The sequence below is a fragment of the Rhodococcus sp. IEGM 1409 genome (assembly GCF_030056735.1).
Lineage (GTDB): Bacteria > Actinomycetota > Actinomycetes > Mycobacteriales > Mycobacteriaceae > Rhodococcus_F.
Map to the genome: position 1 here is coordinate 113,480 of NZ_JASHKN010000013.1, position 26,087 is coordinate 139,566.

Sequence of the window (26,087 nt, forward strand, 5' to 3'; positions counted from 1 at the left end):
GAGGCTCAGTGACAACCACCGAAGAAGCCCTCACCTACGAGTCCACTTCGCGGTTCGCGCAAGTGCGCCCCGATCTGAAAGTGCATTTCCACGAGGCAGGCGTCGGCAACGACAAAACCATCGTGCTGCTGCACGGCGGTGGCCCAGGTGCGTCGTCGTGGTCGAACTTTGCCCGCAACATTCCGGTGTTGGCGAAGAACTTTCACGTCATCGCGGTCGATCAGCCCGGCTACGGGCAGTCCGACAAGCCGACAGACCATCCGCAGTATTTCGTGCACAGTGCGTCGGCGCTCAATGATCTCCTGGACACGCTCGAGATCATCGGTCGCGTTGATCTGCTGGGTAATTCGCTCGGTGGAGGTGCCGCTGTTCGCTTTGCTCTCGACTACCCGGATCGCGCCGGTCGCCTCGTTCTGATGGGCCCCGGCGGTCTGAGTGTCAACCTGTTTGCGCCGGACCCCACCGAGGGCGTCAAGAATCTCGGGAAGTTCAGCTACCAGCCAACACGTGAAAACCTCGAAGCGTTCCTGCGGATCATGGTCTTCGATCAGAAGCTGATCACGCCGGAACTCGTCGACGAACGTTTTGCTGCGGCCAGTACTCCCGAGTCGCTGGCCGCGGCCAAGGCGATGGGTAAGTCCTTCTCCAGCGGTGACTTCGAGCTCGGCATGCTCTGGCGCGAGGCGTACAAGCTTCGTCAGCGTGTGTTGCTGATCTGGGGCCGTGAGGATCGGGTCAACCCCCTCGACGGCGCACTGGTTGCGCTCAAGATGATCCCGCGCGCGCAACTCCACGTCTTTGGCGGTTGCGGTCACTGGGCGCAGCTCGAGAAGTTCGACGAATTCAACCGGCTCGCAACCGACTTCCTGCTCGACGGAGGTAAATGATGGGTATTCGATCTCTGGCGTACATGCGCATCGGGGCCACCGACATGGCTGCGTGGCGCGAGTACGGACTCAAGATCCTCGGAATGATCGAGGGCAAGGGCGTCGACGCTGATTCGCTGTATCTGCGTATGGACGACTTCCCGGCGCGTCTTGTCATCGTTCCGAACGACACCGACCATCTGCTCGTCTCGGGTTGGGAAACCGCGAATGCGGCTGAGCTGCAGGATATCCGTGACAGGTTGTCGGCAGCCGGTGTTCCGTTCAAGGAAGGCACGGCGGAGCAGCTCAAGGACCGTCGCGTCGTCGAGATGATCGCGTTCGAGGACACCTCGGGTAACTCCCTCGAGGTGTTCCACGGAGCTGCTCTCGAACACCGCCGGATCGTGAGCCCGTACGGGCACAGGTTCGTGACGGGGGAGCAGGGCCTCGGTCACGTTGTGCTCACCACTGATGACGACGACGCGTCGCTGCGGTTCTATCGCGACGTACTCGGATTCAAGCTTCGCGACTCTATGCGTCTGCCTCCGCAGATGGTCGGCCGGCCCGCGGACGGCGACCCGGCGTGGCTGAGGTTCCTCGGATGCAATCCGCGTCACCACAGCTTGGCGTTCCTGCCGTTGCCCAATCCGACGGGCATCGTGCACTTGATGCTCGAGGTGGAGAACTCCGACGACGTCGGATTGTGCCTCGACCGGGCATTGCGCAAGAAGGTCAAGATGTCGGCGACTCTCGGTCGACACGTCAACGACGAGATGCTCTCGTTCTACATGAAGACTCCGGGCGGGTTCGACATCGAATTCGGTTGTGAGGGGCTAGAGGTCGAGGATGAAAACTGGATCGCGAGGGAAAGCACGGCCGTGAGCCTGTGGGGTCACGACTTCACGGTGGGAATGAAGCCGTGAGTTCGCCCGACGCGTCGGTGAGCGCGGAGCAGGCGATCGATCCACGCCAGTTCCGCACGGTTCTCGGGCAGTTCTGCACGGGTATCACCATCATCACGACAGTCGACGACGGTGAACCAGTCGGGTTCGCGTGCCAGTCCTTCGCCGCGCTGTCACTCGACCCGCCTTTGGTGTTGTTCTGCCCCACCAAGGGTTCTCGGTCGTGGGCGGCAATCGAGCGGACCGGGAAGTTCGCCGTCAACGTGTTGGCGGAGGAACAGCAGGCAGTGTGTGCTCGTTTCGGGTCACGTGAGCCGGACAAGTTCGCCGGTATCGATTGGACGCCATCACCGTTGGGTTCGCCGATCATCGAAAAGTCGCTCGCACACATCGACTGCACGGTGGAAACCGTCCACGACGGCGGCGATCACTACGTGGTCTTCGGTCGGGTGTCGTCGATGAGTGAGATCAAGACCGAACGCCCGCTGCTCTTCTACCGCGGGCAGTACACGGGCATCGAGCCGGACAAGACCGTCCCGGCTACCTGGCGTGACGATCTGGAAGCGTTCCTGACGACCACGACGGAAGATACCTGGCTTTAGGGGGCAAGCCCCCTGTGAGTGGTTAAGGAGCCCACGGACTCCTTAACCACTCACGGGGCCGGAGGCCCTACAGCGAAAAACACGTATGACAGAAGTCGTCACCGAACGGCGTCAGCAGGATGCTACGACGCACAATCCTGTTGGATCGTCCTGCACGCTTGACCGCCTCGATCACCGACGGCTGCACCTCGACCACCTGGTACCGGTCGGCCTCGACGGGCTCGCGTGAGAACGCCACCAAACCGAGCCGATGCAGGTTGTTCAGGTAGGCGCTGATGCGGTCCAGATGACGACATCCCGCTAGTTCTCCGATCATCGACAGACCCTCGTCGATCATTTCCGAGCCGACTCCGAACGGCCGCGCCGTGCGCACATCGACGCTCGGTTGCGCACCGGAGGTGGCCAACAGCCGAAGAATTCGAGCTTCGTCCGGTGCGATCTCGTCGAGGATCCGGTCGTAGGCCGGGTGCAGATCGTCGCGATCGGTCACGTCCGCGGAACGGTCCAGCAACCTGTCGCCGCGTACCCGCAGCGCCGCGAGTGTGGCCTCGACGCTCTGTTTGCGATTGGTACGAGTTGCCATTGCCGCCCGCAGATTCTCCGTCCGCGAGCCGTCTCCGTTGGAGTTCTCCGCCCGACGTTCGGATTGCACGTTGGCGGATTCAGCAGCCTCTGCCGCGGCTTCCGCGGCGGCCTGAACGATCTGGCGAGTTGCTTCCTTCGCCGTTCCGAAAGCCCAACCCGTCAGCTTGATCGACGTGAGCGTCGTCGTGGCGGTCAGCCCGACAAGGCTACGGATCAGACGCTTTTCGACGGATTCGACCGGCGCGATGTCCGCAGCCCAGTCGTACGATTCCGCTTCGACGATCAGGCGATGGTCGTGCTCACTCATACTCATACTCATACTCCGAATATTGCGAGGTGCAGGAAACCGGCAAACGAGCCCAGCACGGCCCCGTGTACGAACAACAACCACTCGTCCTGTTTGACGGCTGAGCGTAGTAGTTCACTGAAATCTTCCGGTGAAAGGATGCTCATACGTTCGGTGACGAAGACGCGAATCTTCTCCGACTGGCTCTCGGCGAACTCCGCGTCCTCGAAGACCCGGGGGTACAGGTCGAGCACTTCGGTGGTGGCCAGGCCGGGCAGACGCTTGTAACTCTGCGAACCGACGGTCATCTTGACCACCGACTTAGCCCAGCCTGCCGCCTCGTCGACGGATTCGCGCAGTACCTGATCGAGCATCCGCCGCGTCCGGTCCGAACGGGGACCTTCGAGGAGTTCAGTGCCGATGTTCTCGAGCGTCACGACGTGATCGGCCAGGGTTTTTGCGTACCCGGCGATGATCTCGGTGCGTCGTTTCAGGAAAAGTCCCTGCCTCCACGGCACCCAACGGCTGGGGGTGATCGGCTCGAAGATCATCGTGATGCCGAGGTAGTTGACGATGTACCCGATGATCACGCCACCGATGGGAAGCACCCACCACTGCGGAACCAGGTGGAGGATTCCGACGAGCACGAAGCCCATCGGGAAGCCGAAGTAGAAGCCGAAGTTCTGCATGAACCGGAGCTCTTTGTTGCCCATCGTGCGGAAGATGTCGTTGAGCAGTTTGGGATGCGAGGAGAGGTAGCGGATCACCATCAGCTTCGCGTCGATGAACTCGTCGATGTCCTCTTCGATGCGGTCGGTGATCATTCGCACGCTGGCCGGCAGATCGTCCTCCACCTTGCGGAAGACGGCTTCCTTCACCGAGGTCGGAAGGTTGTGCCAGAGCTGAGGATTCTCGGCCGTCATGATTCTGGTGACCACGCCGCGCACTTCACTGCGCGAGATGTTCACCAAGTGCTCGGCAATGCTGTCCGGGTCCAGGACGCGGTAGAAGTCGGCGATGCTGCCGACTTTCGCGAGGGATTTGTCGACGGCGATCGACGCCATCTTTTCCGCTCGAGAGGGGACGATGCCTTGCCAACCGAATCGGCCGTCGCTCGTGATCGCGGGGATCACCTGGACGCGTCGAGGGAGGAACGGGAAGAGCAGTTTGAGGCCGGGCACTTTGATCCCGTGGAAGTTGATCGGAGCAAAAAGCATCAGGACGCCCGACCAATTGGTGATGTACCCGATGATTCCGGTGAACAAAGGAATGGTGATCAACTGTTCGAGCAAGTGGTCCGGCACCGTCGCACATCCTCCTCATATCCGAGAACCTCACGTTCGGACATGATTGCCGAAACTTCGCTCTTCGTGGGTGTCTCGTTGGCTACTGCTGCGCCTTCCCAGTTGCGTCAGCATAGAGGCCCGACAATTCGGGCTGTAGGTGGGTAGGAAGTTGATGTAACCTCGCGTACATGGTCAGTATTGCGCACAGCACGACGACGCCGGTTCTCTTCCGGCGCATCGTTTAGCAACTGCTGACCGAACCCTTTCAGCCCCGGGAGTTATCGCCCCGGGGTTTTCCTGTTTCTTCGCTCCGTGTGCGTCTCCCTTCGAACGATTTGGAGAGCTCTCATGAGCGTTGACCACCGCGAACTCGGGCGCGAGCTGGAGTTTTTCGCCACCACCCCCATCGTCGGAGCCGGCCTCCCGCTCTGGTTACCGGACGGCGCGATCATCAGGAGCGAGCTCGAAAAGTTCGCCGCCGAGCAAGCCGCGCGATCCGGTTGCCGGGGTGTCTATACCCCCGTTATGGCGAAGAAAGAGTTGTACGAGAGATCTGGGCATTGGTCCAAGTTCTCGGACGACATGTTCCCCGAAATGAAGATAGGCGGAGAGTCATTTCTCCTTCGTCCGGCTAACTGTCCTCATCACGCCCAGGTATTCGCCGCTCGCGGTCGTAGTTATCGCGAGCTACCATTCCGCGTTCGTGAACTCGGCTCGATGTTCCGTAGTGAACTCTCCGGAGTTCTCAGTGGCCTGAACCGCGTCAGACAGATCAATCTCGACGACGCACACGTCTTCTGCAGTCGCGAGCAGATTCGAGCGGAAGTGATCGTCGCGCTCGACGCGATCGAGGACTGCTACTCGACTCTGGGGATTGCCGAACGGGGGTACCGACTCTCGATCAGAGGGACAGGGCAATACCTCGGCACCGACGAGCAGTGGGCCGACGCCGAGGATCAACTTCGCGGAGCATTGAACGCGCGCTCGATCGAATATGTGGAAGCGAAGGGGGAGGCGGCGTTCTACGGTCCCAAGATCGACGTCCAAGTGCGAGACGCGCACGGCCGCGAGGAAACACTCTCGACCGTCCAACTCGACTTCAATCAACCGGAACGGTTCGAACTCGAGTACACCGCAGAAGACGGATCCAAGGCTCGCCCCGTCATGATCCACCGAGGACTACTCGGGTCGATGGAACGCATGACCGCGCTCTTGATCGAAAGGTTCGAAGGGCGGATGCCGCCGTGGCTGGCACCCAATCAGGTGTCGATTCTGCCCGTCGGTGACCGGCATCGGGATGCGGCCGAGCGTTTGCGAGCCGATCTCGAGGCGCGCGAGGTTCGAGCGGCGATTGCGCCTTACGGTTCGTTGGGACGTCGCATCCGCGAGGCCCGCACCCACCGGGATCCGTATATCGCGGTGATCGGGGACAACGAGGTGCACGGCGGCAGCGTCGACGTTCTGGTCCCTGCGCGAGGTGGGCGATCGGTCCTCGACGCGGGTGTGTTTGTCGCTCAGGTGGTCTCGGGCATCAAAGAGCGTGCCCTGCTTCCGGCAGGCTTCTAGCCGACGGGCAGCTCGTGGAGGGCGCGCACCAGCGGCGCGAGTTCGGGTGTCTTGCATGCCTCGTCGAGTGCGGCTTCGAGGGTGGCGTCGTGCGTCGGCCGGGCGCTTTCGAGAAGCTCGCGGCCGGCCGGCGTCAACTCCGTGTAGATGCCTCGACGGTCGTCGGCGCACAGGATGCGGGTCAGCAGTCCTCGATCTTCGAGTCGATTGACCAAGCGCGTCGTGGCACTACTGCTCAGTGCGGCAGCGCGAGCCAACTGGGCCATGCGCATGTGCCAGCCGTCCTGGCGGCTCAGCGCATCGAGCACGGTGTATTCGACGACGGACAGTTTGTGCTCACGCTGAAGGGCGCGTTCCAGTTCGGTGTCGAGGGCGCCATGCAGTGCTGCGAGTGTGCGCCACCCTTGCGAACGGATTTCGACGGCGTCGTCGGCGATCCCCATGTGATTCTCCTTATCCGTCTCTTGCCGCTCCAGGTTACCAGCTTGCGCATGTAGCGCGCGCGTGCAACTATTTATGGCGCGCCTGCAACTACTGCACACGCCCGCTAACGGCTTACGCGTAAATCTGTGAAAGGAACATCGAGATGCCATTGGGTCTCATTGCCCTCGCTATGGGCGGGTTCGGGATCGGCCTCACCGAATTTGTCATCATGGGCCTCCTGCCCGAGGTCTCGGCCGACTTCGAGGTCACCGAGTCCGTCGCGGGCTACCTGATCTCGGGCTACGCACTGTCGGTGGCGATCGGCGCGATCCTCCTGACCGCTGCCGTCACCCGCTTCGAGCGCAAGAAGGTCCTTCTCTCGCTGATGGTGCTGTTCATCATCGGCAACCTGATGTCCGCGCTCGCGCCCTCCTACGAGGTCATGATGGGCGGACGAATCGTCGCCGCGCTGTGCCACGGTGCGTTCTTCGGTATCGGTTCGGTGGTTGCCGCCGACATGGTCGCGCCCAACAAGCGCGCCGGCGCCATCGCGATGATGTTCGCAGGCCTGACCATCGCCAATGTTCTCGGCGTTCCGTTCGGCACACTGCTGGGCCAGCAACTCGGATGGCGCTCGACGTTCTGGGCCATCACCGTCATCGGCGTCATCGCGCTGATCGGAATTGCAGCACTCGTCCCGACGACGCCCGCAAGCACGACCGGCGGCGGATTGCGCGGAGAGTTGGGGGCGTTCCGCAACAAGCAGGTATGGCTCTCGATCGCCATCACCATCCTCGGCTACGGCGGAATGTTCGGAGCCTTCACCTACATCGCCTTCACCCTCACCGAGGTGACGGGATTCGCGACGTCCAGCGTTCCGTGGCTGCTCATCCTCTTCGGGTCGGGCCTGTTCGTCGGCAACTTCCTCGGCGCCAAGGCTGCCGACCGCTCGCTGACGAAGGCACTGGTCTGGATTCTCGCGATCCTGACTGTCGTTCTGATCGTGTTCGCCGCCACCGCCGAGAGCAAGGTCATGACCGTGATCTCGCTGTTCTTCATGGGCGCCTTCGGTTTTGCGACGGTTCCCGGTCTGCAGATGCGGATCATGAACTACGCGTCGGCCGCACCGACAATGGCGTCGGGTGCAAACATCGCCGCCTTCAACGTCGGCAACGCGCTCGGTGCATGGCTGGGCGGAATCACTATCGCCGCGGGGCTCGGCTTCACCTCCCCGATCTGGATGGGAGCGGCAGTCACCGTCGCCGGTCTGCTGGTCCTGATCGTCGCCGCGAAGATCGACCGCCCGACGGCGTCAGAGCAGTCGGCACCGACCACCTCGCTGCATCCGACCGCCGCCTGAACCTGGCCGCCGCGCGGTTCAGGTGAGGCGGAATTCGGACGTCACCCCGGAGAACGGCGTGATCGTGCCGCTACCCCGAGCCTTCGAAGCGCCGAAGTGCTGGACTCGATACGTACCTGCCGGAGTATCGGCCGGAACATTCCACGTGATGCGAACGACGGAACCGTTGCTCCCGACCCGGCGCCAGTGCAGTGTGGTGGACCAGTCGTTGTCGTCGGCGACCCGCGTCCAGGATCCACCGGTATTGCGCTGGATCTCGTAGAAGGTCCCGTTTCGGTGAGTGTCGTTCTTGGGGTGGCCGGAGACGAACTCGACGGCAACCTGCCTGCCCGGTGAGGTGTCGCCGGGCTGGACAGTTGTATCGCCGAATCGTGTTCCAGGCAAGGGCTCGTCGAAGTCGACGCCAGGTCCGAAGCTGGGTTGGAACCCGGACAGGTCGGCGGGCGCGGGGCCGCGAGGAGGTTCGGTGCCGTCGCGCATCGCGGATGCAAGGGCGGCATACCCCTGCTGATAGGCGGGCAGCGTGTAACGGCCGAACATCGTCGAACCGCCCTCGTACTGCTGAGAATCGTATTCCTGGGGCGTGGTGCAGTAGCTCGAGTACGAGTTCGCGTATCCCTGGAAGATGACGTTCTCGAGGGGGACCTCAAGCTCCTCGGCGACGGTTCGACGCACTCGTAATCCGGAGACGATAGTGAATTCCGCAGGGCCACCGACGATGTAGAACTGGCCGATCCGCAGGATCTGGATCTTGAGTACGTTCGGCACCCATCCGCCCGGTGGCAGCAGGCCCACCGGAACGACTACGAGCTTGGGGGCCTGTGCGTCCTGAAGCCATTGAGGCACAGGAGCATCCATGCCTCCCAAGGCGTCGATCATGGGGTTTCGGGTGCCCTCGGGGAAGATCGGAATTGCCGGTCCGTCCTCGACGCTTCCGGCGCTCATCGCCGCACCGATCGCGGCCGGAGCGGTGCGGTGCTCGCGCCCATCCGGGGTGAATCTTCCGCTCACCACCTGATCGGCCATGTCCAGGTACATGATCCGACTGTCCACGCCACCGGCCACGGTTTCGGAGGCCGAGTCGAAGGCAGTTCGAGCCGCCGCTACCTGGCGGAGCCCGATGATGCGTGCATTCTCGAATTCGTCTTCGGTCGGTCCGCGGCCGGGCTCGAGGAAGAGGTTGGGTGACATGTCGCCGCTGTTGGTCTGCGGAAAAGCAGCAATGAAGCTGGTGTCGCCGTCGAGGTAGCGCACACCCTGGTCGTCGTGCTCCCAGAAGTACGCCGCGGCGCCCTTGTTGTCCCCGGAGATGAGATGGTTCTCGTTCGTGAGCGAGGCGCAGTGGGTGGCGAACCAGTTGATCGCGCCGATGTCCCTGCTGCCCCGGCTGATCCGCATGACACGCATGTGGTGATCGTTGCCGCCGGGGTAGTAGGCCTTGTCCTCTTCGGGATTGAGGTCGAACGCTACCCGCGAGCGGTTGACGCTGGCATCGGTGAGATCGGACCGGCCGAAGCGAACCGTACCCGGCGCCAGGTTCTCGTGGGCAGCGCTGATCGCCTCGACCATGCCGTTGACTTCGGCTTCGAACACCTGCAGTTCGAATCCGAGAACGGCGAGGTTGTACGCGTAGTTGTGCGAGGCCCCACCGCACGCCGCGTGTGAATGGATGGCCGTCAACATGACGTTGCGTTCGGTGTAGATGTCGCCGAATCTCCCGGCCAGTCGGCGCAGGACCTCGTCGTGAACGGACTGGAAGATCATGCAGTTGTCGACGCAAACGTAGACGACCCGCGACCCGCCGGACTCGAAGATGAAGGCGCGTGCGCGCATTCGCTGGTGCAGACCTTCGGCGCGTTGGTCGAAGCTCGAGTAGCCCATCATGCCGACTTCGGCGACCGGCCCGGTCACATCGGAAATTCCGACACCCACCTGCAGTGGGGACGGCGACTTGTCGGTGCGTGCGGGCGAAACGGTGCGTACCGGCGAAGCTGCGACGGCCTGGCTCGTCGACAGAGCGGCGAGCGCAGGTGCGGCGGCAGCGCCTGCCAGTACGGTGCGTCGGGTGATCTGCACGAGTGTCCTTTCGGGCGGTCTGACGCGAATTGGTCAACCGTCCAGGAGTGTAGCCCGAGTCACACGTGACCGAAAGGGGTGCCGTCGGCCGACACTCAGATCGTTGTGGCCTCCCCGAACGTCATCGCCAGGTTTTTGATGGTCGTGGTCATCAGGGCGCGGCGGGGGAGTCCGAGTTTCCGAAGCTCTGCTGCCATCGGGTGACTGCCCAGTTGAACCTCGGCTCCACCAGGGCGCGATTTGACGCCGGTCGGTGCCATGTCCCACGACGTGCACCTGGTGACGCCGTCGAGATGTGAGTACGCGGCCAACGACATATTGGCTCCGCCGCCCGGCACGCTGACGCCGGACTTCACACTTAACTGCGTGATGAGTTTGCCGTCGCGCGAGACGGATCCGCGCTTGACCGAGCCGACGTGCTCGGTGTCGAACTCGGCGAGCACCTTCGGGAATCCCCAGATCTCCCGGCCGGCGGCCTTGGTGAACTCGCCGTCCACCGGCAACTCGTGAATGAGCGCCCCCGCAGTTCCCGAAGCGAGCGAACGTAGATCTCCTAGCACCGAGGTTTCAGGAGGTGCAGTGTGGCTTCGCACCATGTATGTCACGCCGAATTCGTTGTACGGACCCAGATCCCCGTCGATGTAGTCGACAAAAACCAGCCCGCACAGAGCCCGGCCGGGACGGTACTGGAGCACGGTCAGGCCGGTGTAATCGATGATCGACTGCGCGGTTGCGCTGGGTACGGAATACAACGCCATGAAGGCGGACGCGGTGCGAACTTCGACGGGCATCGCGACCTTTTTGCCCAGAATCGTGTAGCTCATGGCGCGACCACCCCGCGGAGTCCGTCGGAGCCGTAGACGGGTTCGAGCATCGAGCGGAAATCCGGTCCGCGGCGCAGCATTTGGCCTCCGTCGACGTTGATGATCTGCCCGGTGATCCAGGTGGATTGCGGTCCAAGGAGAAAGGAGGCGAGTCCGGCCACGTCCTCGACCTCGCCGACGCGTTCGAGCGGAGTGTTGGCCAGGTAGTCGTCCAGGATGGGACCACCGTCGGTGATGAGCGCGACGAGATCCGTTCGGGTCAGCCCCGGCCTGATTGCGTTGACACGAATGTTGCTGGCGCCCAGTTCGTCTGCTGCCAACTGCACCAGGTGGTCCACGCCGGATTTCGAGACGCCGTAAGCGCCGAACCAGCGATGTGTGTTGCTGCTGGCGATCGACGAGATCGCGACGATGGATCCGCCGCCTCCTGCCACCAGTGCCCGTGCGCCGTGCTTGATCGTCAGCATGGTCCCCGTGACGTTGAGGTCGACGGTGCGGCGCCACGCGTCGACGTCGAGTTGCGTGACCGGTGCGATGGTTTCGTTCCCACCGGCGCAGGCCACGACTCCGTCGAGCTTTCCGGTGGCGGACACCGCCGCGGCGACAGCGGCGACGACGTCTGATTCGATCGTGACGTCGGCAGGGGAGACGCTGACCGTTCCTGCCGGATTCGACTGCCGGATCGATTCGGCGGCAGCATCCAGTTTCTCCTCGTTGCGTCCGCAGATCGTGACGTGAGCGCCGGACGCAACAAGCGAACGAGCGATGCCCAGGCCGATGCCACTACCGCCGCCGGTCACCAGTATCGATGTGCCGGCGAAAGTGGGTATGCCCGCTGAGGCGGTGTCGTCGTCCATGCGTGTCTCCTGGTCGTTGCTCCGGCGGGCTCGCGTGCTGATTCTGGAGGTTTTCCGGTTCGGCTTCGGTGAAAACGCCCCACGCTATATAGGAACAGGTTCTACTTATTGAGGCAAGGGTTGTGCGAGAGGCGGAGTGATGGCTACCAGACCGACCTTCGATTTGATCGACGGGCGCTTCTACAGCGGAGACCTCGGCAATGTGCGCGACGCGTACGCCTGGATGCGCGATAACGAGCCCGTGTACCGGGACGACGCCAACGGCATCACCGCGGCCGCGAGCTACGACGCCGTCGTTGCAGCCGAGCGGGATCCAGAACTGTTCTCCAACTCCGGTGGCATCCGCCCCGAGACGGGTCCGTTGCCGCAGATGATCGACATGGACGACCCGCAGCACCTCACGCGTCGACGCTTGGTCAACGCGGGTTTCACACGTAAGAAGGTCGAAGCCAAGGCCGACCGTATCCAGGAGATCTGCGATCAACTGATCGACGCCGTCTGTGAGAAAGGAGAAGCCGACTTCGTCGCAGACCTGGCAGCACCGCTACCCATGGCCGTCATCGGCGACATGTTGGGTGTCCGTCCGGAGGAACGCGCGATGTTTCTGCGGTGGTCGGACGATCTGGTGAAGGCATTGGGAAGCAACGCTTCCCAGGAGCAACTGCAAGCCATGATGGCTGCGTATGTCGACTTCACCGCGTACATGATGCGAACCATCGCCGAGCGGAGGAGCGACCCAGCCGACGATTTGGTGAGCACGTTGATTCACAGTGAGGTCGACGGCGAGGCCCTCTCCGATCAGGAAATCGTCAACGAATCCCTGCTGATCCTGATCGGCGGTGACGAGACCACACGGCACGTGCTCAGCGGCGGTATGGAACAGCTGCTGCGCCACCCGGACCAGCATCGAGCGCTGGTCGACGATTCCGATGCCATTCCGTTGGCGATGGAGGAGATGCTGCGGTGGTCGTCGCCGATCAAGAACATGGCTCGAACCCTGACCCGTGATACCGATTTTTTCGGTGCGCAGCTGAAGGCGGGCGAGAAGATGCTGCTGCTCTTCGAATCGGCAAATTTCGACGAGTCCGTGTTCCTGGACGCCGAACGGTTCGATATCGGCCGCACGCCGAACCCTCACGTGGCCTTCGGCTTCGGAACTCATTTCTGTCTGGGTAATCAGCTGGCCAGGTTGGAGGGAAGGATCATGTTCGAGCAACTGTTCGCCAGGCTGCCGGACATGGAACTTGCCGCCGACGCGCCGTTGCAGCGGCGCGCCGCCAACTTCGTGTCCGGGCTCGAGTCGATGCCGGTGCGGTTTACCTCTTCCGCACCGTCAGCCGGGTAGTTGGCAGTTGGGCGGCGCAGCATCTTCGGAGAGGGGGCTACCCGCCGGATTGACATAGATGACTTCGAGTACCAATGGAGTTGTCTGCGAGTTGTTTCCGATGTGGACATGGTCCGAACCGCTGGGTTCGATCAATGTATTTCCCGCGCTGTAGATCCCGTCGACGGAGCAATCGGATCGGTAATGACTCAATGTGCCCTGCGCGATCAGTGCGTAGAGCGTCCCGTCGTGGAAGTGCCAACCGGTGGAACCGCCGGGGTCGATGGTGATCTGGCGCAGGATGTAGTCCTTGCCGTCAAAAGTCACCTGCCCGAGGATTTCACCGTGTACTCCAGTGCTCGGTGTTGCCGACGCATTGATCGGCGTCAGCGACAGCCCGATCGCTGCGGACACTGCAAGCAGAACCTGATGTCGTTTACGCATGAGCGGCCCTCCCAGACGGATGTGCTCCTGAGTGTCCTCCGACTGTGTTCGATTTATCCCGGTTTTCGTGGATCTAACAGGGTGAAGGTAGAGGTATGTCCCTAGGTGGTGGTTACGCTCGAGCCATGCAGCAAGTGGCGACGAGGCGCAGGAGCCAGCCGCCGCCTGCGCGCTTCATGTTCGAAGAGTTGATCGATCCCCACCGCCAGCTTGCCCGGCATTGGCTGGAACTACTCGAGAGCGAGATCGCACCGGAGATCGTCAGGGCTGTGGAACCGGAGCTGGTGATCTGGTCGTCGATCTGGCCGGACCGCCCCGACGCCGTCATCCGATTCGACATCGAGGCGGTCGGAAACAGCACGATGCTGCGTTGGACGTTATTCCTCGACAATCCGATGCCGTCCGAGTCGGATGTTGTCAGGATGCGAAGGCGGCTCAACACGTTGATCAATGCGAATCTGAGGTCGATCTTCGGCTGACGCGGCGCTCAGATCAGCGCCGGATTCTCGGCGTACACCTCTTCGAGGATCGACATGTCGAACAGTTGGTCCGCTGTAATCTCCAGCCCCGCCTTGGACAGTGCCGCGATGTTCTGTTCGATCAGTTGGGGTGTCATCGTAAACAACCCGTTGGCTTTGGTATCTGCCGACACCACCAGATCGTTCTGCGCTGTGGCTTCCTTGATCTGCTCTTCGAGTTCCAGGTTCTGGTCCTTGCCGTAGACCTCGACGGCAAGGCGTGCCGACTCTGCTGGATCGGCGACCGCGTCTTTCCATCCCTGGATTTCGGCCTTCAAGAACGCCTTGAGCTTGTCCCTCTCGTTGTCGATGGTGGACTGGAGAACCGTGAACGATTCGGCGACCAACGGCAGGTTGTAGTCCGCGAAGAGGAAGTGGGCGTTGGGGAAACCTTTGGCGGCCAGTGTGATCGGCTCGTTGGTCACGTAGGAAACCCAACCGTCCACCTCACCGTTTGCCAAGGGGCTCGGATCGAACTGCGCGGGTACGATCGTCATCTGGCTTTCGGTCAGGCCGTTTGCTGCCAGGAGAGCTCCGAAGACGAGCTGATTGGAATCCTGGACGCCGATCTTCTTGCCGATCATGTCCTGCGGTGAGTTGATCGGTGCCGCAGCGGAACTGACAATCGCAAAAGGGTTCTTCTGGAATGTCGCCCCGACGATCTTTGCCTCCAGTCCGTCGAGCACAGCGGGGGCAGTGAGCTGCGGTGCGGACATTCCGATCCACACCTTGCCGGTGTCCAAGCCGGCTTCGACGCCGGTGCCGGCTGCGCCACCTGCCACCAGGTCGACATTCCCGAAACCCGCATCCTTGTAGTAGCCCTTGTCGAGAGCGAAGTACTCGCCCGCGAACTCGATGTTCTTGATCCAGGACAACTGCACTGCAACCGTTCCGAATTCGGAACCGTCGTCCGTGGTTCCGCCACTCGAACTGCTGGAGTCACTGCTACACGCGAGCAATGACGCGCTACCGGCGACTGCGATGCCGGTCAGCGCGGAGTATCGGAAGAAGGCCCTGCGGTCCAGCTGGCGGACGGGCTTGATTGGCGTCATGAATCGGAACACTAGGGCCAGTCGGTTTCGTTCAGTTTGCTTGGGAGACAATGTTTGTTGAGGTCGTGTTAACAGATGTCACGCCTTGCCGGCAGAAGGCCCGAAACGGGACAGAGCGATGTTTTCGAAGATTCCGACCACGGCGTAGAGGATGATCGACACCACGGTGATCACCACGATCGATGCCCACAGTTCGTTGTACTGATAGCGCGGAATGGCTTTGATCATGCTCGAACCCAAACCTTGGCCGCTACCGAGCCATTCGCCGATCAGTGCTCCGATCAAGGCGCCGGGCACGGATACTCGAGCGGCGGCGAACACTGCCGGAAGCGCGGACGGTACGGACACCATTCGCAGTGCCGTCCAACGACTCCCGCCGTACGCGGCGATGAGATCTTGCGCCTGGGCCGGAGCGGCGCGCAGACCGACCATGATTATGACCAGGGCCGGGAAGAACACCACTATCGCAACCATGACCGTCACACCCACGATTCCGCGCCCGAATATCAGGACGATGATCGGGGTCATCGCAACGAGAGGAACAGATCGTAGAAGCATTGCAACGGGCATGAAAGTCTGTTCGACAGTGCGCGAAACGACAAAAATGGATGCGACCACGAGCGCGGCGGTCATTCCGACGGCAAAACCGACACCGGCATCGCGCAGTGTGATGAACAGGTTGTCGACGATGCCCGAACGCGCATCGGCAGATTTCGGTCCGGAGAATAGATACTCCCAGACGTCGGCAGGCGTCTTTCCCACACGCGGACCTACCTGGGGGAAGGCGTTGAGAAAGACCACCCAGATGACAAGCAACAGTGCCGAGGCGATGGCAATCGGGGCGAGGAATCCCAATGTTCCTCGTACCGCGGTCATTTCTGTGCTCCCGGAGCGCTCGTCCACGGGGTGACCAGCCGGGCGATCGCTGCGACGACGGCGTAGCCCAGGCCGGCGAGCAAGGCGGCGGCGATGGCCATACCCCAGGTTCGCGGTACGTTGTACGACGTCTGAGCGGCCGTGAGTGCGACGCCGATCCCACTGTCCACACCGCCGAGGTACTCGCCGAGGATGGCACCCAATACTGCCGAGGGTGCGGCAATCTTGAGGGCCGCAAAAGTGCTCGGAAGTGCGCTCACAAGTTGGACTTTGGTGAACTTCTGCCAACGCCCACCGCCGTAGGCGGCGACGAGATCGAGGCTCGTCTTGTCTGCCGATCTCAGGCCTGCGAGCGTGCCGACCATCGTGGTGAAGAAGCAGTACATCGCGGCGAGAAAGATCGTGGGGGTCCGGCCGCCGAAGACGACCAGGATGATCGGGCCGAGCGCCAACAGCGGTGTGCAGTAGCTCAGGATTGCCAATTGTGTGGCCAACCCCTCGATGGGCGGAATGAGAACTACAAGTACGGCAAGCGTGATCGCCAGCAGGTTCCCCCAGAAAAAGCCCTGCAACGCACCGGAAGCCGTGACGGTGAAATTGGGTCCGTACAGCGACCAGCCGTCGTCGAACATCGTCGAGACAACCACCCACGGCGTCGGAATCGTGCCTCCCGCAACACCGGCGGCGGCGAGAATCCACCAGAGAGCGATCAGTCCGCAGACGCCGACTGCACCGCCGAACCATGTCGGACGCTTCACTCGGATCCGGCGCGGCGCTGATGGCTGCGCCGCCGCGGCCGCGACGTTCTCGATATCGGTAATGGTCATGCGACGCCTGCTTTTCCGAAGAGCAGTCCGGAGAGGTAGTCGTGAATCTCGTGGAATTCGGGTGTCCGCATCATTTCGGGCGTCCGCGGGCGCGGCAGGTCGATTGGCACGACTTCGAGGACGCGTCCGGGCCGCGGCGTCATGACAGCGACGACGTCGGAGAGGAACACAGCCTCGGCGATACCGTGCGTCACCATCAACGTAGTCGCCGGCTTCTCGGTCCAGATTCTGAGCAATTCGATGTTGAGCCGTTGTCTGGTCATGTCGTCGAGCGCGCCGAACGGCTCGTCGAGTAGTAGGACGCTCGGCTTGACGACGAGTGATCGTGCGATCGACACACGCTGACGCATACCGCCGGACAATTGTGCGGGCTTGGCCTTCTCGAATCCTTCGAGGCCGACGAGCGCGATCAGGTCGGCTACCAGGTCGGGGTCGGGATCGATGCCGGCAACTTGCAGCGGCAGTTTGATGTTGGAGGTCACCGTCCGCCACGGCAGCAAAGCCGAATCCTGGAAGGCGATTCCGAGTTCGCGACGCTTGCGCAACTCGGCGGGGGACTGCCCGTTGACAAGGGCTGTTCCCGACGTCGGAGTATCGAGGCCCGCAAGAATGCGGAGGACGGTGGACTTCCCGCAACCGGACGGCCCGAGCAGAGACAGAAAGGAGCCTTCGCTGGTTTGGAGGGACACGTCGGTCAGCGCGGTCACCGACCGACGTCCCATCTCGAAGGTCTTGCCGAGGCCGGAGATGTCGAGACCGGTTCCAGCGGGGCGAGGTGTGGTGACGGGACTGGTCATTCCCGCACAGTACGAACGTCCGGTTGCGGTCATGTTGCCTGCGCGTCACCGCTGCGTGAGGCTGGTTCGGCGTGTCCTGTCACAGCGCCGTGGTGAGATGGACCTCTGAACGGAGTGAGGGGAGCGAAGATTGCTGAAGTTGTACCGGGCCGAGCGATCGGACACCTTGGTCTCGGCGTTGGCCACGCTCCTCCGTACGCCGCTGTCGGATCCATTCGCCCGGGAAACCGTTGCGGTGCCGGCCAAGGGCGTCGAGCGTTGGCTCAATCAGCGGCTGTCCTCCCAGCTAGGCACGTCCGGACCGTCAGCAGTGGACGGAATTTCTGCGAACATCGTGTTTCCTCCACCCGCGCGCCTGGTCGCGGAGTCCGTGGCCGCGGTCAGTGGAGTCACTGCAGACGACGATCCATGGTCGCCGACGCGATTGGTGTGGACGGTTCTCGATGTGATCGACGAGTCGCTCGGCGAGCCCTGGTGCGGGGTTCTGGCGAAGCATCTCGAAGGCCATCGTGAGGGTCGACGGTTTGCGTCCGCCACACATGTCACCGAACTCTTCCGCAGCTATGCCGCGCAACGCCCGCAGATGCTGATCGATTGGGCCGCCGGGCGGTTGACGGACGGGCACGGGTTATCTCTCTCGGAGGATTTCGAGTGGCAGGCACGCCTGTGGTGCATCGTCGCGGACAGGATCGACCTCCCGGGACCCGCAGAGCGATTGGGGCAGGTGAGCCGCGCGCTTGTCGAGGATCCGGCCTTGGTCGATCTACCGGAACGCCTGTCGGTCTTCGGGCCGACACGTCTGCCGGTCGATCAGCGAATGATCTTGAGCGCCCTGAGCGCGCATCGGGACGTGCACGTCTGGCTCCCGCATCCGAGCCCCGCGTTGTGGAACAAGATGAGCTCGCGCATTCCACCTCGAAGTGAGGGCGCGATCCGACGTTCGGAAGACGGGTCGGCCCTGATATCTGCCAATCCGTTGCTGTCGAGTCTCGCTCGCGACGTTCGTGAACTTCAGATCAGCCTCGGCGCCGCAGAGTTCGAGTCGGTGCATCTTCCTGAACCAGCCGGCCCGAAATCCCTCCTGGCGACGGTCAAAGCCGACGTCATCGCAGATCGCGCTCCCAGCGTTTCAGCGGAACCGGATGGGACAGTTCAGGTCCACGCCTGCCACGGTCCGGCGCGGCAGGTCGAGGTGCTCCGAGAATGTCTTCTCAGATTGTTCGAGGACGACCCGACATTGCAGCCACGCGACGTACTCGTGATGTGCCCGGACGTCGAAACATACTCACCTTTGGTTCGTGCCGCATTCGGACAGGGCGTCCATGGCCACCCCGGGCATCTTCTACGAGTTCGTCTGGCAGACCGCGGATTACGTCAGACCAACCCTGTCCTGGCCGTTCTCGGCTCTCTCCTCGTATTGGCCGACGGCCGGGCCACGGCCAGTGAGGTTCTCGACCTGGCTGCGACTCAGCCTGTCCGCACGCGCTTTTCGTGGGGTGACGACGAGTTGGAAAGATTGCGCGAATGGACGACGGAAGCGGGTGCTCGCTGGGGAATCGGTAGTCGCCAGCGTGCAACGTTCGGTCTCGACGCATTTCCGCAGAACACCTTCAACACCGCCATGGACCGAATCTTGTTGGGGGTCAGTGCGGACGAGTCGGAAAATGCCTGGTTGGATCTCGCGCTGCCACTCGATGACGTAGACGGCACCGACATCGATCTGAGTGGACGGTTCGCAGAATTCGTCGATCGCCTGGCTGTCTCGCTTCGCGACCTTGCCGGCCCGCATTCGCCGGCCGAATGGCTTCGCGTGCTAATGCGGGCTCTGGACCTGCTGACCGACACAGCGCCCGCCGATTCCTGGCAGAGCGCGGGGGCTCATCGCGAGTTGGTGGCCGCTGTCGAATTCGGCGGAGAGACCGTGTTACGTCTGGCCGATGTTCGCGCGATGCTCTCGCGCAGCCTCGCGGGCAGACCTACGCGTGCCAATTTCCGAACCGGCGAACTGACGGTGTGCACGATGGTTCCGATGCGTTCGGTTCCGCATCGCGTGGTCGCGCTGATCGGGCTCGACGACGAGGTGTTCCCCCGAACCGGTGGAGTCGACGGTGACGACATCTTGTCCCGTGATCCCGTTGTGGGGGAGCGTGATCTGCGCAGTGAAGACAGGCAACTGCTTCTCGATGCCGTGATGTCTGCGGGTGAGCACCTGGTGCTGTTGTATACCGGTGCCGATCCGGTAACCGGTGTCGTCAGACCGCCGGCGATCCCCCTCAGCGGTCTCCTCGACGTACTCAGTGCGACGGTGGGTCCGGACGCGATGAACGGGGTGCTGACACGGCATCCGTTGCAGTCGTTCGACAATCGAAACTTCTCTCCGGATAAGCCGTTCAGCTTCGACACGGCAGCGCTGGCCGGTGCGAGGGCTGCCGCCGGAACACCTGTCGAACTGCCGACAGTCTTGTCGACGGAGTTACCTCCGGTAGTAACCGAGGAAGTGAACCTCGCGGATCTGGTGAACTTCCTCGTTCATCCCGCGCGTGGTTTTCTGCGCCAACGCCTCGGCGTCCGGGTACCTGAACTCGACGACGATATCTCGGATTCGCTGGCAACCGAGCTCGATCCACTGTCCACCTGGGCTCTGGGTGACCGGATGCTTCTCTCGCGCTTGGCTGGTCGCAGCCCCGCAGATTTCCGCGCAGCCGAGTGGCGCCGCGGTACTTTACCGCCCTACAACCTGGGCGCCTCCGTTCTGGGCAACGTCGAGTGGGTGGTAGACCAACTTGCCGGTCTTGCATTGCCGCACCTCGACGGCGACTCCGAGGCCGTCGACATCGACATCGACCTTGGTGACGGGCGTCGACTCACCGGAACGGTGACCGGGGTGCACGGCAATTCAGTGGTTCGGGCGTCGTATTCCTCATTGGCGCCCAAACATCGGATGACGGCCTGGATCAACCTGCTCGCCCTGAAAGCTCACGGACGACCCGGTGCGCTTGATGCAGTGTCCATCGGACGGGGTCGGGGAAAGATCGCAGCGGCGCGTTCAGTGCTCGATGTGCCAGATAACGCCGTCGATTTCCTGAAGCAGCTGGTGGACCTTCGGGAGCGGGGACTTCAGCGACCGTTGCCGATGTGGGCCGCCACGTCAGCCGAATACGCGCGCCGACGCTTTGGCGGCGAGTCGGTCGACGATGCCACAAACGGTGCGGATACCCAGTGGACCGGACAGTACGGCGAGATGATCGATCCAAGCAACGCTTACGTTTTCGGTGAAGCCCGAACACTCGCGGAGCTGGCGGCGGACCCGCCTTCGGACGACGAGTTCGTCTGGGCCGAGGAACCAACTCGGTTCGGAGTTCTCGCCCGACGACTGTGGGATCCGTTGCTGACCAACGAAAGAGCGGAGTAACCCGTGGACTTCGACCTTTTGGGGCCACTGCCTACCGGTACCACGGTGTTGGAGGCCAGCGCCGGAACAGGTAAGACCTACGCGATCGTCGGACTCGCGACCCGTTGTGTTGCCGAAGGCCTCGCTGACATATCGCAAGTTCTGCTGGTGACATTCAGTAGAGCTGCCACTCAAGAACTTCGTGAGCGTGCCAGGGAGAGGTTCGCCGGAGTGTCCGCAGCACTGGTTGACCCAGAGGGGGCACGGCGGTCGGAAGATGATCTGGTGGCGTACCTCGCCACAGCTGACGACGAGGAGATCGGCGTGCGGCGTCGTCGACTCCTGCGTGCCCTCGCGGAGTTCGACGCCGGAACCATCACGACCACTCACAGCTTCTGCCAACGGATGCTCGACGGACTCGGCATCGCCGGGGAACGTGAGCCGGACACAACTTTTGTGGAATCGGTCGACGACCTGATCAGTGAGGTCGTCTCGGATTTGTACCTCGGCCGCTACAGCCGGACGGACTCGTCTCCACCGTTCTCCACGAAGGATGCGCTGGCCATTGCGCGAAGCGCAGTCGGCGATGGTCAGGCAATTCTCGAACCCGATGGCGAGGAGGAGACCGCACCCGGCCAGCGCGTCCTGTTCGCGGCTGCTGCTCGCATCGAGGTCGAACGACGGAAGCGGACCAAAGGAATTCGCGACTTCAACGATCTCCTGACGTTGTTGCACGGCGTATTGGTGGATCCGGAATACGGCCCCGTCGCGTGCCGTCGGGTGCGCGAAAAGTTCAAGGTCGTGCTGATCGACGAGTTCCAGGACACCGATCCGTTGCAGTGGGACATTCTGCGGTTGGCCTTCCACGGGCACACCACCCTGGTCCTGGTCGGTGACCCCAAACAAGCCATCTATGCGTTCCGCGGGGCAGAAGTCCTGAGTTATCTCGATGCGGTCAATCAGGCGGACGCTCACCAGGAGTTGACCACCAATTGGCGTAGCGATCCAGGGTTGTTGGCGGCACTCGAACACCTCTACGGTGGTGCCGCACTCGGTAACGAGGGCATCGTCGCGCATCCGGTGGAGGCTTCCCACAAGAAGTCTCGGTTGTCCGGCCCGGTGCCGATGCGTGTGCGCCATCTACCGCGAACCGGAGCTGGCCCGCTCAATCGTTCAGGATTCCCGGCCGTCGGCAGACTTCGCAGTCGCGTCGCCGACGACGTCGCAGCAGACGTGGTCGGCTTGCTGGGCAGCGATGCCCGATTAGTCGTCGACGGTGATCCACGCCCTGTCGAACCGGGAGACGTCGCGGTGTTGGTACGCACCCACAAGCACGTGGCGATGATCCGCGATGCTCTCGATGCCGTAGGCGTACCTTCCGTATTGACTGGCGGGTCCAGTGTTTTCGCGACACCCAGTGCGACGCAGTGGCTGTGGCTACTGCAGGCAATCGAGCAGCCGCACCGATCTGATCGTGTCCGGTTGACCGCGCTCTCGCCGATTTTCGGGCGGACCTCCAAAGATCTGGACGCAGACGGCGACAACGTCGTCGCAAAACTCGCGGGTCAACTGCGCTCCTACTCAGGGTTGTTTGCACGCGTCGGGTTCGCGGCCGTGTTCGAAAGAATCTCCGCCGAAACAAATCTGGAGAAGCGTGTACTCGCGGCCCCTTCCGGCGAACGAGATTTCACCGATCTGCGGCACGTTGCACAACTTCTCGGTCGTGTCGCCACCGAGGAAGCGTTCGGGTTGAGCGCACTGGTGCGCTGGCTCTCCGACCGGATCAAAGACCCGACGTCCGGGAGTGCCACAGACCGAAGCCGTCGCCTCGACAGTGATGCTGCCGCAGTGCAAATCGCAACCGTGCATGCCACCAAAGGTCTCGAGTTCCCGATCGTCTACGTCCCGTTCAGTTGGGAGAGCGTGGGCGGCTTCAACTCTCCGACGCAGTTGCTGCACGACCCCGACGGACGCCGAATCCTCGATGTCGGTGGGCAGGAAGGCCCAGGGTACAACGCCAGAAAGACTGTTGCCGAGGCTGAAGAAGCGGGCGAAGAACTGCGGCTGCTGTACGTGGCGCTGACCCGGGCGCAGTGCCAACTCGTGCTCTGGTGGGCGCCAAGCTACGGGACCTCACGCTCGCCACTGCACCGGCTGATGCTCGGACGTACACCCGGCATCGCCGAACCTGCTCGGGTAGTGAAGGTGCTCGACGACGGCACGACCGCAGCACGTCTCGCGACCTGGCCGGCAGCAGCTTCCGACGTGATCTCGGTGGAACCTGTAGGCCCACATCCACCCTCGCTCGTCCGGTGGTCCAGTGCGGCCACTGACGTGTCAGAACTGGCTGCGGCGCGTTTCGATCGAGACCTGGACACTCTGTGGCGTCGTACGTCGTACTCGGCACTCACCGCCGGAGCTCACCACGCGGCCACGACCACCGACAGTGAGGTTGAGGATCCCGAAAAGGACGACGAGCCGGAGGATTCCGTAGACATCGGGACCGTCGCCTCTTCCCCGCTGGAGGCGTTGCCTTCACCGATGAACGGGCTTCATGCGGGCGCCGCATTCGGCACCCTGGTGCATGAAGTGCTCGAGGTGGTGGACACGACTGCGGCAGATCTGAGAGCGGAACTCGGGATGCGCTGCGCCGAGGCGATCGCGGTGAGGGCGGCCGAGGTGGACTCCGAAGCACTCGCGGATGCGCTGTATCTGGTGATGCAGACTCCACTGGGATTCGGAACCTTGGCCACGATTGCACCGAAAGATCGACTTCCTGAACTCGATTTCGAACTCCCACTGGCCGGCGGCGACGATCCGGTGTCGATGATCGTCACCCTTCGCGGAGTGTCGGAACTGTTGAGGCGCCACCTTCCCTCCGACGACATCCTTGCGTCATACGCCGACCATCTGGACCGCGTCGAGACGTCACCGATGCGCGGATTCCTGACGGGCAGTATCGACGCCGTCCTGCGGATCCCGGGCCCGTCTTTCGTGATCGTCGACTACAAGACCAACCGGCTCGGCCGCGGTGATCTGACGGCTGCCAACTACACGCGTGAACTCATGGCAACGGAAATGATGCGCTCGCACTATCCGCTGCAAGCACTGCTGTATTCGGTTGCGCTGCATCGGTATTTGCGCTGGCGACTGCCCGATTACGATCCGCTCCGCCATCTCGGCGGCGCTCAGTATCAATTCGTGCGTGGGATGCTCGGCCCGGACAGTCCGCCGGAATGCGGTGTGTTCGAATGGAAACCACCCGCTCAGCTGACGGTTGAACTATCGGATTTGCTGGCCGGTCTTGATGCGTCCCACACAGCAGGGGAGATGGCTCGATGACCGAGGCACAGCTGGCCCAGCGCGCCAAGGGGGTTGTGCGAATTTTCAACGAAGCTGGGGTGCTGGTTGCCGCCGATGTCCATGTCGCGACGAGGGTGTGCAGCCTGGGCGGTGAAACGTCGGAAGAGGTGATGCTGGCTGCAGCGTTGGCGGTCCGCGCCGTGCGATCAGGTTCGGTCTGCCTTGATCTACGACGGATGCGTGATGTGAGCGTCGACAACGCGACGGAAGACGAACTTACGTCGTTGCCGTGGCCCGAACCGTCGGAGATCGTTGCTGCCCTTCGGCTGAGCCCACTGGTGATCGGAGGCAACGCTGGACCGCTCAGGCCGCTCCGGTTGGTCGACACGGACGACGGCGAGCTTCTCTACCTCGATCGATATTTTCTGCAGGAGCAGACGATTCGGCGAGTCCTCGGTGAGCGTGCGTCCACCTGGCCGCCCGCCGACGTGAATGCCGTCCGAGCGCGGCTGGACTCGTTGTTCGCCGACGAGAACGGCCCGACTACAGCCCCTGATCGTCAACGGATAGCGGCTGCTCTCGCCGCGACACAGTGGACCACGGTCATCGCTGGTGGGCCCGGAACCGGCAAGACCCATACGGTCGCACGTATTCTCGCTCTCTTGTCTGCAGAGCTGGGATCGAACGCCCGGATCGGACTGGCCGCACCGACGGGTAAAGCTGCAGCACGGCTGCAGGAGTCCGTTCGTGAGCAGACCGCGAGCCTTGGCCTTCCCTCAGAACTCGCGGCCATGACGTTGCACCGGTTACTCGGTTGGCAGCGGGGGAGTTCGAGCCGCTTCAAATACAATGCCACCAACAGGCTTCCCTATGACGTGGTCGTCGTCGACGAGACGTCGATGGTTTCGCTCACCTTGATGGCGCGCCTGCTCGAGGCTGTTCGCCCTGATGCTCGGCTACTGCTCGTCGGCGATCCCGATCAGTTGACCTCCGTCGACGCGGGCGCTGTTCTTGCTGATCTTGTCGCCCGCCCGGTAGAAGTCAGTGGAAATCCGGCGCTGACACAGTTGGTGGGTGACGATCTCGCGACCGCCGGATCCGAAGAGGCACTGAGCGCGGACGAGCAGGATCGTTTGCGGGGCGGGATCATTCAACTCTCACGCGGGCGCCGCTTCGACGGAACCATCGCACTGTTGGCCAGGGCAGTCCGAGCGGGAGATTCCGCTGAGGTTCTGCGTATCCTGCGCAGCGGTGATCCCGCCGTCTCCTTCCATTCTCCCGAGGACGTTGACGCACTGCGCGCCGACATCGTTGCGAGTTCAGAGGTGGTAACGAGGTCGGCCGAGGAGGGTGATGCGATCGGTGCACTGAAAGGCCTGGAATCGCACCGCCTTCTGTGCGCGCACCGTGACGGTCCGTACGGTGTCGGGCGGTGGGCGCAGCAAGCGATGGAGTGGGTCGGCACGGCATCAGGGCAATTCCTGGACCCGACGCGGTGGTATCCGGGCCAGCCGCTGTTGGTGACGGCCAACGACTACGAGGCCAAGATCTACAACGGGGACGCCGGGGTGATCGTGCAGCGTGAGGATGGCGTTCCTATTGCCGCCTTCCAGCGGGGTAGTGATGCGTTTCTGCTTCACCCGAGCCAGCTCTCGTCGGTACAAACCGTCTACGCGATGACGATTCACCGGAGCCAGGGCAGTCAGTACGACACGGTATCGGTGATGTTGCCGGCCGAAGCGTCGTCACTGCTGACCCGGGAGTTGTTGTACACGGCGATTACTCGCGCCAGAAACCATGTGAGAGTAATCGGCACCGAGGAATCCGTGAGGGCGGGAGTGCAGCGTCAAGTGCTCAGGGCAAGTGGACTGCGTCGTGAGATCCGTCCGTACGACGGGCCGTGAAAGTCGGATGTTGCGGAT

Annotated in this window: 21 protein-coding genes; 10 read left to right on the plus strand and 11 right to left on the minus strand. The window is 62.6% G+C overall.

Going from position 1 to position 26,087, the window contains the following annotated elements; translation table 11 throughout:
- Positions 1–8: 8 nt before the first annotated feature.
- From hsaD to hsaB, 3 genes are read left to right on the plus strand one after another with little or no spacing between them, the layout of a single operon-like run.
- Positions 9–887 carry a 4,5:9,10-diseco-3-hydroxy-5,9,17-trioxoandrosta-1(10),2-diene-4-oate hydrolase gene (gene hsaD, locus QM716_RS26660; protein ID WP_283307208.1) on the plus strand — a complete coding sequence of 293 codons (879 nt, stop codon included), beginning with the start codon at positions 9–11 and terminating at the stop codon, positions 885–887.
- A complete protein-coding gene (hsaC, locus tag QM716_RS26665; RefSeq protein ID WP_283307209.1) occupies positions 887–1,789 on the plus strand; it encodes an iron-dependent extradiol dioxygenase HsaC in 903 nt (300 codons plus the stop codon). Before hsaD ends, hsaC begins: the two co-directional genes overlap by 1 nt.
- The gene (hsaB, locus tag QM716_RS26670; protein ID WP_283307210.1) at positions 1,786–2,370 is read left to right on the plus strand and encodes a 3-hydroxy-9,10-secoandrosta-1,3,5(10)-triene-9,17-dione monooxygenase reductase subunit; all 585 of its coding nucleotides are present in this window, start codon (positions 1,786–1,788) and stop codon (positions 2,368–2,370) included. The genes hsaC and hsaB overlap by 4 nt, the downstream gene beginning before the upstream one ends.
- A gap of 67 nt (positions 2,371–2,437) precedes the next feature.
- Here hsaB and QM716_RS26675 read toward each other — a convergent pair whose 3' ends face one another.
- Positions 2,438–3,262, minus strand: coding sequence for an Abi-alpha family protein (locus QM716_RS26675; protein WP_283307211.1), 825 nt, complete (start codon positions 3,260–3,262; stop codon positions 2,438–2,440).
- An 8-nt stretch (positions 3,263–3,270) separates the two neighbouring features.
- The gene (locus QM716_RS26680) at positions 3,271–4,545 is read right to left on the minus strand and encodes a DUF445 domain-containing protein (protein ID WP_283307213.1); all 1,275 of its coding nucleotides are present in this window, start codon (positions 4,543–4,545) and stop codon (positions 3,271–3,273) included.
- Positions 4,546–4,875: 330 nt separating this feature from the next.
- On the opposite strand from QM716_RS26680, the gene thrS reads away from it, so the two are divergent.
- A complete protein-coding gene (thrS, locus tag QM716_RS26685; protein WP_283307214.1) occupies positions 4,876–6,093 on the plus strand; it encodes a threonine--tRNA ligase in 1,218 nt (405 codons plus the stop codon).
- On the opposite strand, the gene QM716_RS26690 is transcribed toward thrS, so the two are convergent.
- Entirely contained in the window at positions 6,090–6,536 is a 447-nt protein-coding gene (locus tag QM716_RS26690) for a MarR family winged helix-turn-helix transcriptional regulator (protein WP_003945852.1), read from the minus strand. The genes thrS and QM716_RS26690 overlap by 4 nt on opposite strands.
- Positions 6,537–6,679: 143 nt before the next feature.
- On the opposite strand from QM716_RS26690, the gene QM716_RS26695 reads away from it, so the two are divergent.
- Positions 6,680–7,876, plus strand: coding sequence for an MFS transporter (locus QM716_RS26695; protein ID WP_283307216.1), 1,197 nt, complete (start codon positions 6,680–6,682; stop codon positions 7,874–7,876).
- An 18-nt stretch (positions 7,877–7,894) separates the two neighbouring features.
- Here QM716_RS26695 and QM716_RS26700 read toward each other — a convergent pair whose 3' ends face one another.
- The 3 genes from QM716_RS26700 to QM716_RS26710 all read right to left on the minus strand — a co-directional run bounded on the left by QM716_RS26700 (position 7,895) and on the right by QM716_RS26710 (position 11,633).
- Entirely contained in the window at positions 7,895–9,952 is a 2,058-nt protein-coding gene (locus QM716_RS26700) for a neutral/alkaline ceramidase (RefSeq protein ID WP_283307217.1), read from the minus strand.
- A gap of 95 nt (positions 9,953–10,047) precedes the next feature.
- Positions 10,048–10,776 (minus strand): acetoacetate decarboxylase family protein, encoded by a 729-nt coding sequence (locus QM716_RS26705; RefSeq protein ID WP_283307218.1) that lies wholly within the window; start codon positions 10,774–10,776, stop codon positions 10,048–10,050.
- Positions 10,773–11,633 carry an SDR family oxidoreductase gene (locus QM716_RS26710; protein WP_283307219.1) on the minus strand — a complete coding sequence of 287 codons (861 nt, stop codon included), beginning with the start codon at positions 11,631–11,633 and terminating at the stop codon, positions 10,773–10,775. Before QM716_RS26710 ends, QM716_RS26705 begins: the two co-directional genes overlap by 4 nt.
- 139 nt (positions 11,634–11,772) lie before the next feature.
- Here QM716_RS26710 and QM716_RS26715 point away from each other — a divergent pair, with 139 nt between their 5' ends.
- Positions 11,773–12,978, plus strand: coding sequence for a cytochrome P450 (locus tag QM716_RS26715; protein WP_283307220.1), 1,206 nt, complete (start codon positions 11,773–11,775; stop codon positions 12,976–12,978).
- On the opposite strand, the gene QM716_RS26720 is transcribed toward QM716_RS26715, so the two are convergent.
- The gene (locus tag QM716_RS26720) at positions 12,967–13,401 is read right to left on the minus strand and encodes a cupin domain-containing protein (RefSeq protein ID WP_230814803.1); all 435 of its coding nucleotides are present in this window, start codon (positions 13,399–13,401) and stop codon (positions 12,967–12,969) included. The two genes, QM716_RS26715 and QM716_RS26720, sit on opposite strands and share 12 nt — an antisense overlap.
- Before the next feature lie 125 nt (positions 13,402–13,526).
- On the opposite strand from QM716_RS26720, the gene QM716_RS26725 reads away from it, so the two are divergent.
- Positions 13,527–13,880, plus strand: a complete 354-nt coding sequence (locus tag QM716_RS26725) for a hypothetical protein (protein ID WP_283307221.1) — start codon at positions 13,527–13,529, stop codon at positions 13,878–13,880.
- 8 nt (positions 13,881–13,888) lie between these two features.
- On the opposite strand, the gene QM716_RS26730 is transcribed toward QM716_RS26725, so the two are convergent.
- The 4 genes from QM716_RS26730 to QM716_RS26745 form a co-directional block, all read right to left on the minus strand.
- Positions 13,889–14,971 carry an ABC transporter substrate-binding protein gene (locus QM716_RS26730; RefSeq protein WP_283307222.1) on the minus strand — a complete coding sequence of 361 codons (1,083 nt, stop codon included), beginning with the start codon at positions 14,969–14,971 and terminating at the stop codon, positions 13,889–13,891.
- A 78-nt stretch (positions 14,972–15,049) separates the two neighbouring features.
- Positions 15,050–15,847, minus strand: a complete 798-nt coding sequence (locus QM716_RS26735; protein ID WP_283307224.1) for an ABC transporter permease — start codon at positions 15,845–15,847, stop codon at positions 15,050–15,052.
- Positions 15,844–16,674, minus strand: coding sequence for an ABC transporter permease (locus tag QM716_RS26740; RefSeq protein ID WP_283307225.1), 831 nt, complete (start codon positions 16,672–16,674; stop codon positions 15,844–15,846). The genes QM716_RS26735 and QM716_RS26740 overlap by 4 nt, the downstream gene beginning before the upstream one ends.
- Entirely contained in the window at positions 16,671–17,504 is an 834-nt protein-coding gene (locus QM716_RS26745; RefSeq protein WP_283307226.1) for an ABC transporter ATP-binding protein, read from the minus strand. Before QM716_RS26745 ends, QM716_RS26740 begins: the two co-directional genes overlap by 4 nt.
- Positions 17,505–17,601: 97 nt before the next feature.
- Here QM716_RS26745 and recC point away from each other — a divergent pair, with 97 nt between their 5' ends.
- From recC to recD, 3 genes are read left to right on the plus strand one after another with little or no spacing between them, the layout of a single operon-like run.
- On the plus strand, positions 17,602–20,883 hold the full coding sequence (recC, locus tag QM716_RS26750) for an exodeoxyribonuclease V subunit gamma (RefSeq protein WP_283307227.1): 3,282 nt from the start codon (positions 17,602–17,604) through the stop codon (positions 20,881–20,883).
- A 3-nt stretch (positions 20,884–20,886) separates the two neighbouring features.
- Positions 20,887–24,204 carry a UvrD-helicase domain-containing protein gene (locus QM716_RS26755; protein WP_283307229.1) on the plus strand — a complete coding sequence of 1,106 codons (3,318 nt, stop codon included), beginning with the start codon at positions 20,887–20,889 and terminating at the stop codon, positions 24,202–24,204.
- Entirely contained in the window at positions 24,201–26,069 is a 1,869-nt protein-coding gene (gene recD, locus QM716_RS26760; RefSeq protein WP_283307230.1) for an exodeoxyribonuclease V subunit alpha, read from the plus strand. The genes QM716_RS26755 and recD overlap by 4 nt, the downstream gene beginning before the upstream one ends.
- Positions 26,070–26,087 lie beyond the last annotated feature (18 nt).

Bases quoted from the DNA above. Each gene is read 5' to 3' on its own strand.
- QM716_RS26745 (WP_283307226.1), bottom strand. From the start codon at position 17,504: ATGACCGCAACCGGACGTTCGTACTGTGCGGGAATGACCAGTCCCGTC.
- QM716_RS26690 (WP_003945852.1), bottom strand. From the start codon at position 6,536: ATGGGGATCGCCGACGACGCCGTCGAAATCCGTTCGCAAGGGTGGCGC.
- QM716_RS26710 (WP_283307219.1), bottom strand. From the start codon at position 11,633: ATGGACGACGACACCGCCTCAGCGGGCATACCCACTTTCGCCGGCACA.
- hsaC (WP_283307209.1), top strand. From the start codon at position 887: ATGGGTATTCGATCTCTGGCGTACATGCGCATCGGGGCCACCGACATG.
- QM716_RS26675 (WP_283307211.1), bottom strand. From the start codon at position 3,262: ATGAGTGAGCACGACCATCGCCTGATCGTCGAAGCGGAATCGTACGAC.
- QM716_RS26695 (WP_283307216.1), top strand. From the start codon at position 6,680: ATGCCATTGGGTCTCATTGCCCTCGCTATGGGCGGGTTCGGGATCGGC.
- QM716_RS26720 (WP_230814803.1), bottom strand. From the start codon at position 13,401: ATGCGTAAACGACATCAGGTTCTGCTTGCAGTGTCCGCAGCGATCGGG.
- thrS (WP_283307214.1), top strand. From the start codon at position 4,876: ATGAGCGTTGACCACCGCGAACTCGGGCGCGAGCTGGAGTTTTTCGCC.
- QM716_RS26735 (WP_283307224.1), bottom strand. From the start codon at position 15,847: ATGACCGCGGTACGAGGAACATTGGGATTCCTCGCCCCGATTGCCATC.
- QM716_RS26725 (WP_283307221.1), top strand. From the start codon at position 13,527: ATGCAGCAAGTGGCGACGAGGCGCAGGAGCCAGCCGCCGCCTGCGCGC.
- QM716_RS26730 (WP_283307222.1), bottom strand. From the start codon at position 14,971: ATGACGCCAATCAAGCCCGTCCGCCAGCTGGACCGCAGGGCCTTCTTC.
- QM716_RS26740 (WP_283307225.1), bottom strand. From the start codon at position 16,674: ATGACCATTACCGATATCGAGAACGTCGCGGCCGCGGCGGCGCAGCCA.
- QM716_RS26705 (WP_283307218.1), bottom strand. From the start codon at position 10,776: ATGAGCTACACGATTCTGGGCAAAAAGGTCGCGATGCCCGTCGAAGTT.
- recD (WP_283307230.1), top strand. From the start codon at position 24,201: ATGACCGAGGCACAGCTGGCCCAGCGCGCCAAGGGGGTTGTGCGAATT.
- QM716_RS26715 (WP_283307220.1), top strand. From the start codon at position 11,773: ATGGCTACCAGACCGACCTTCGATTTGATCGACGGGCGCTTCTACAGC.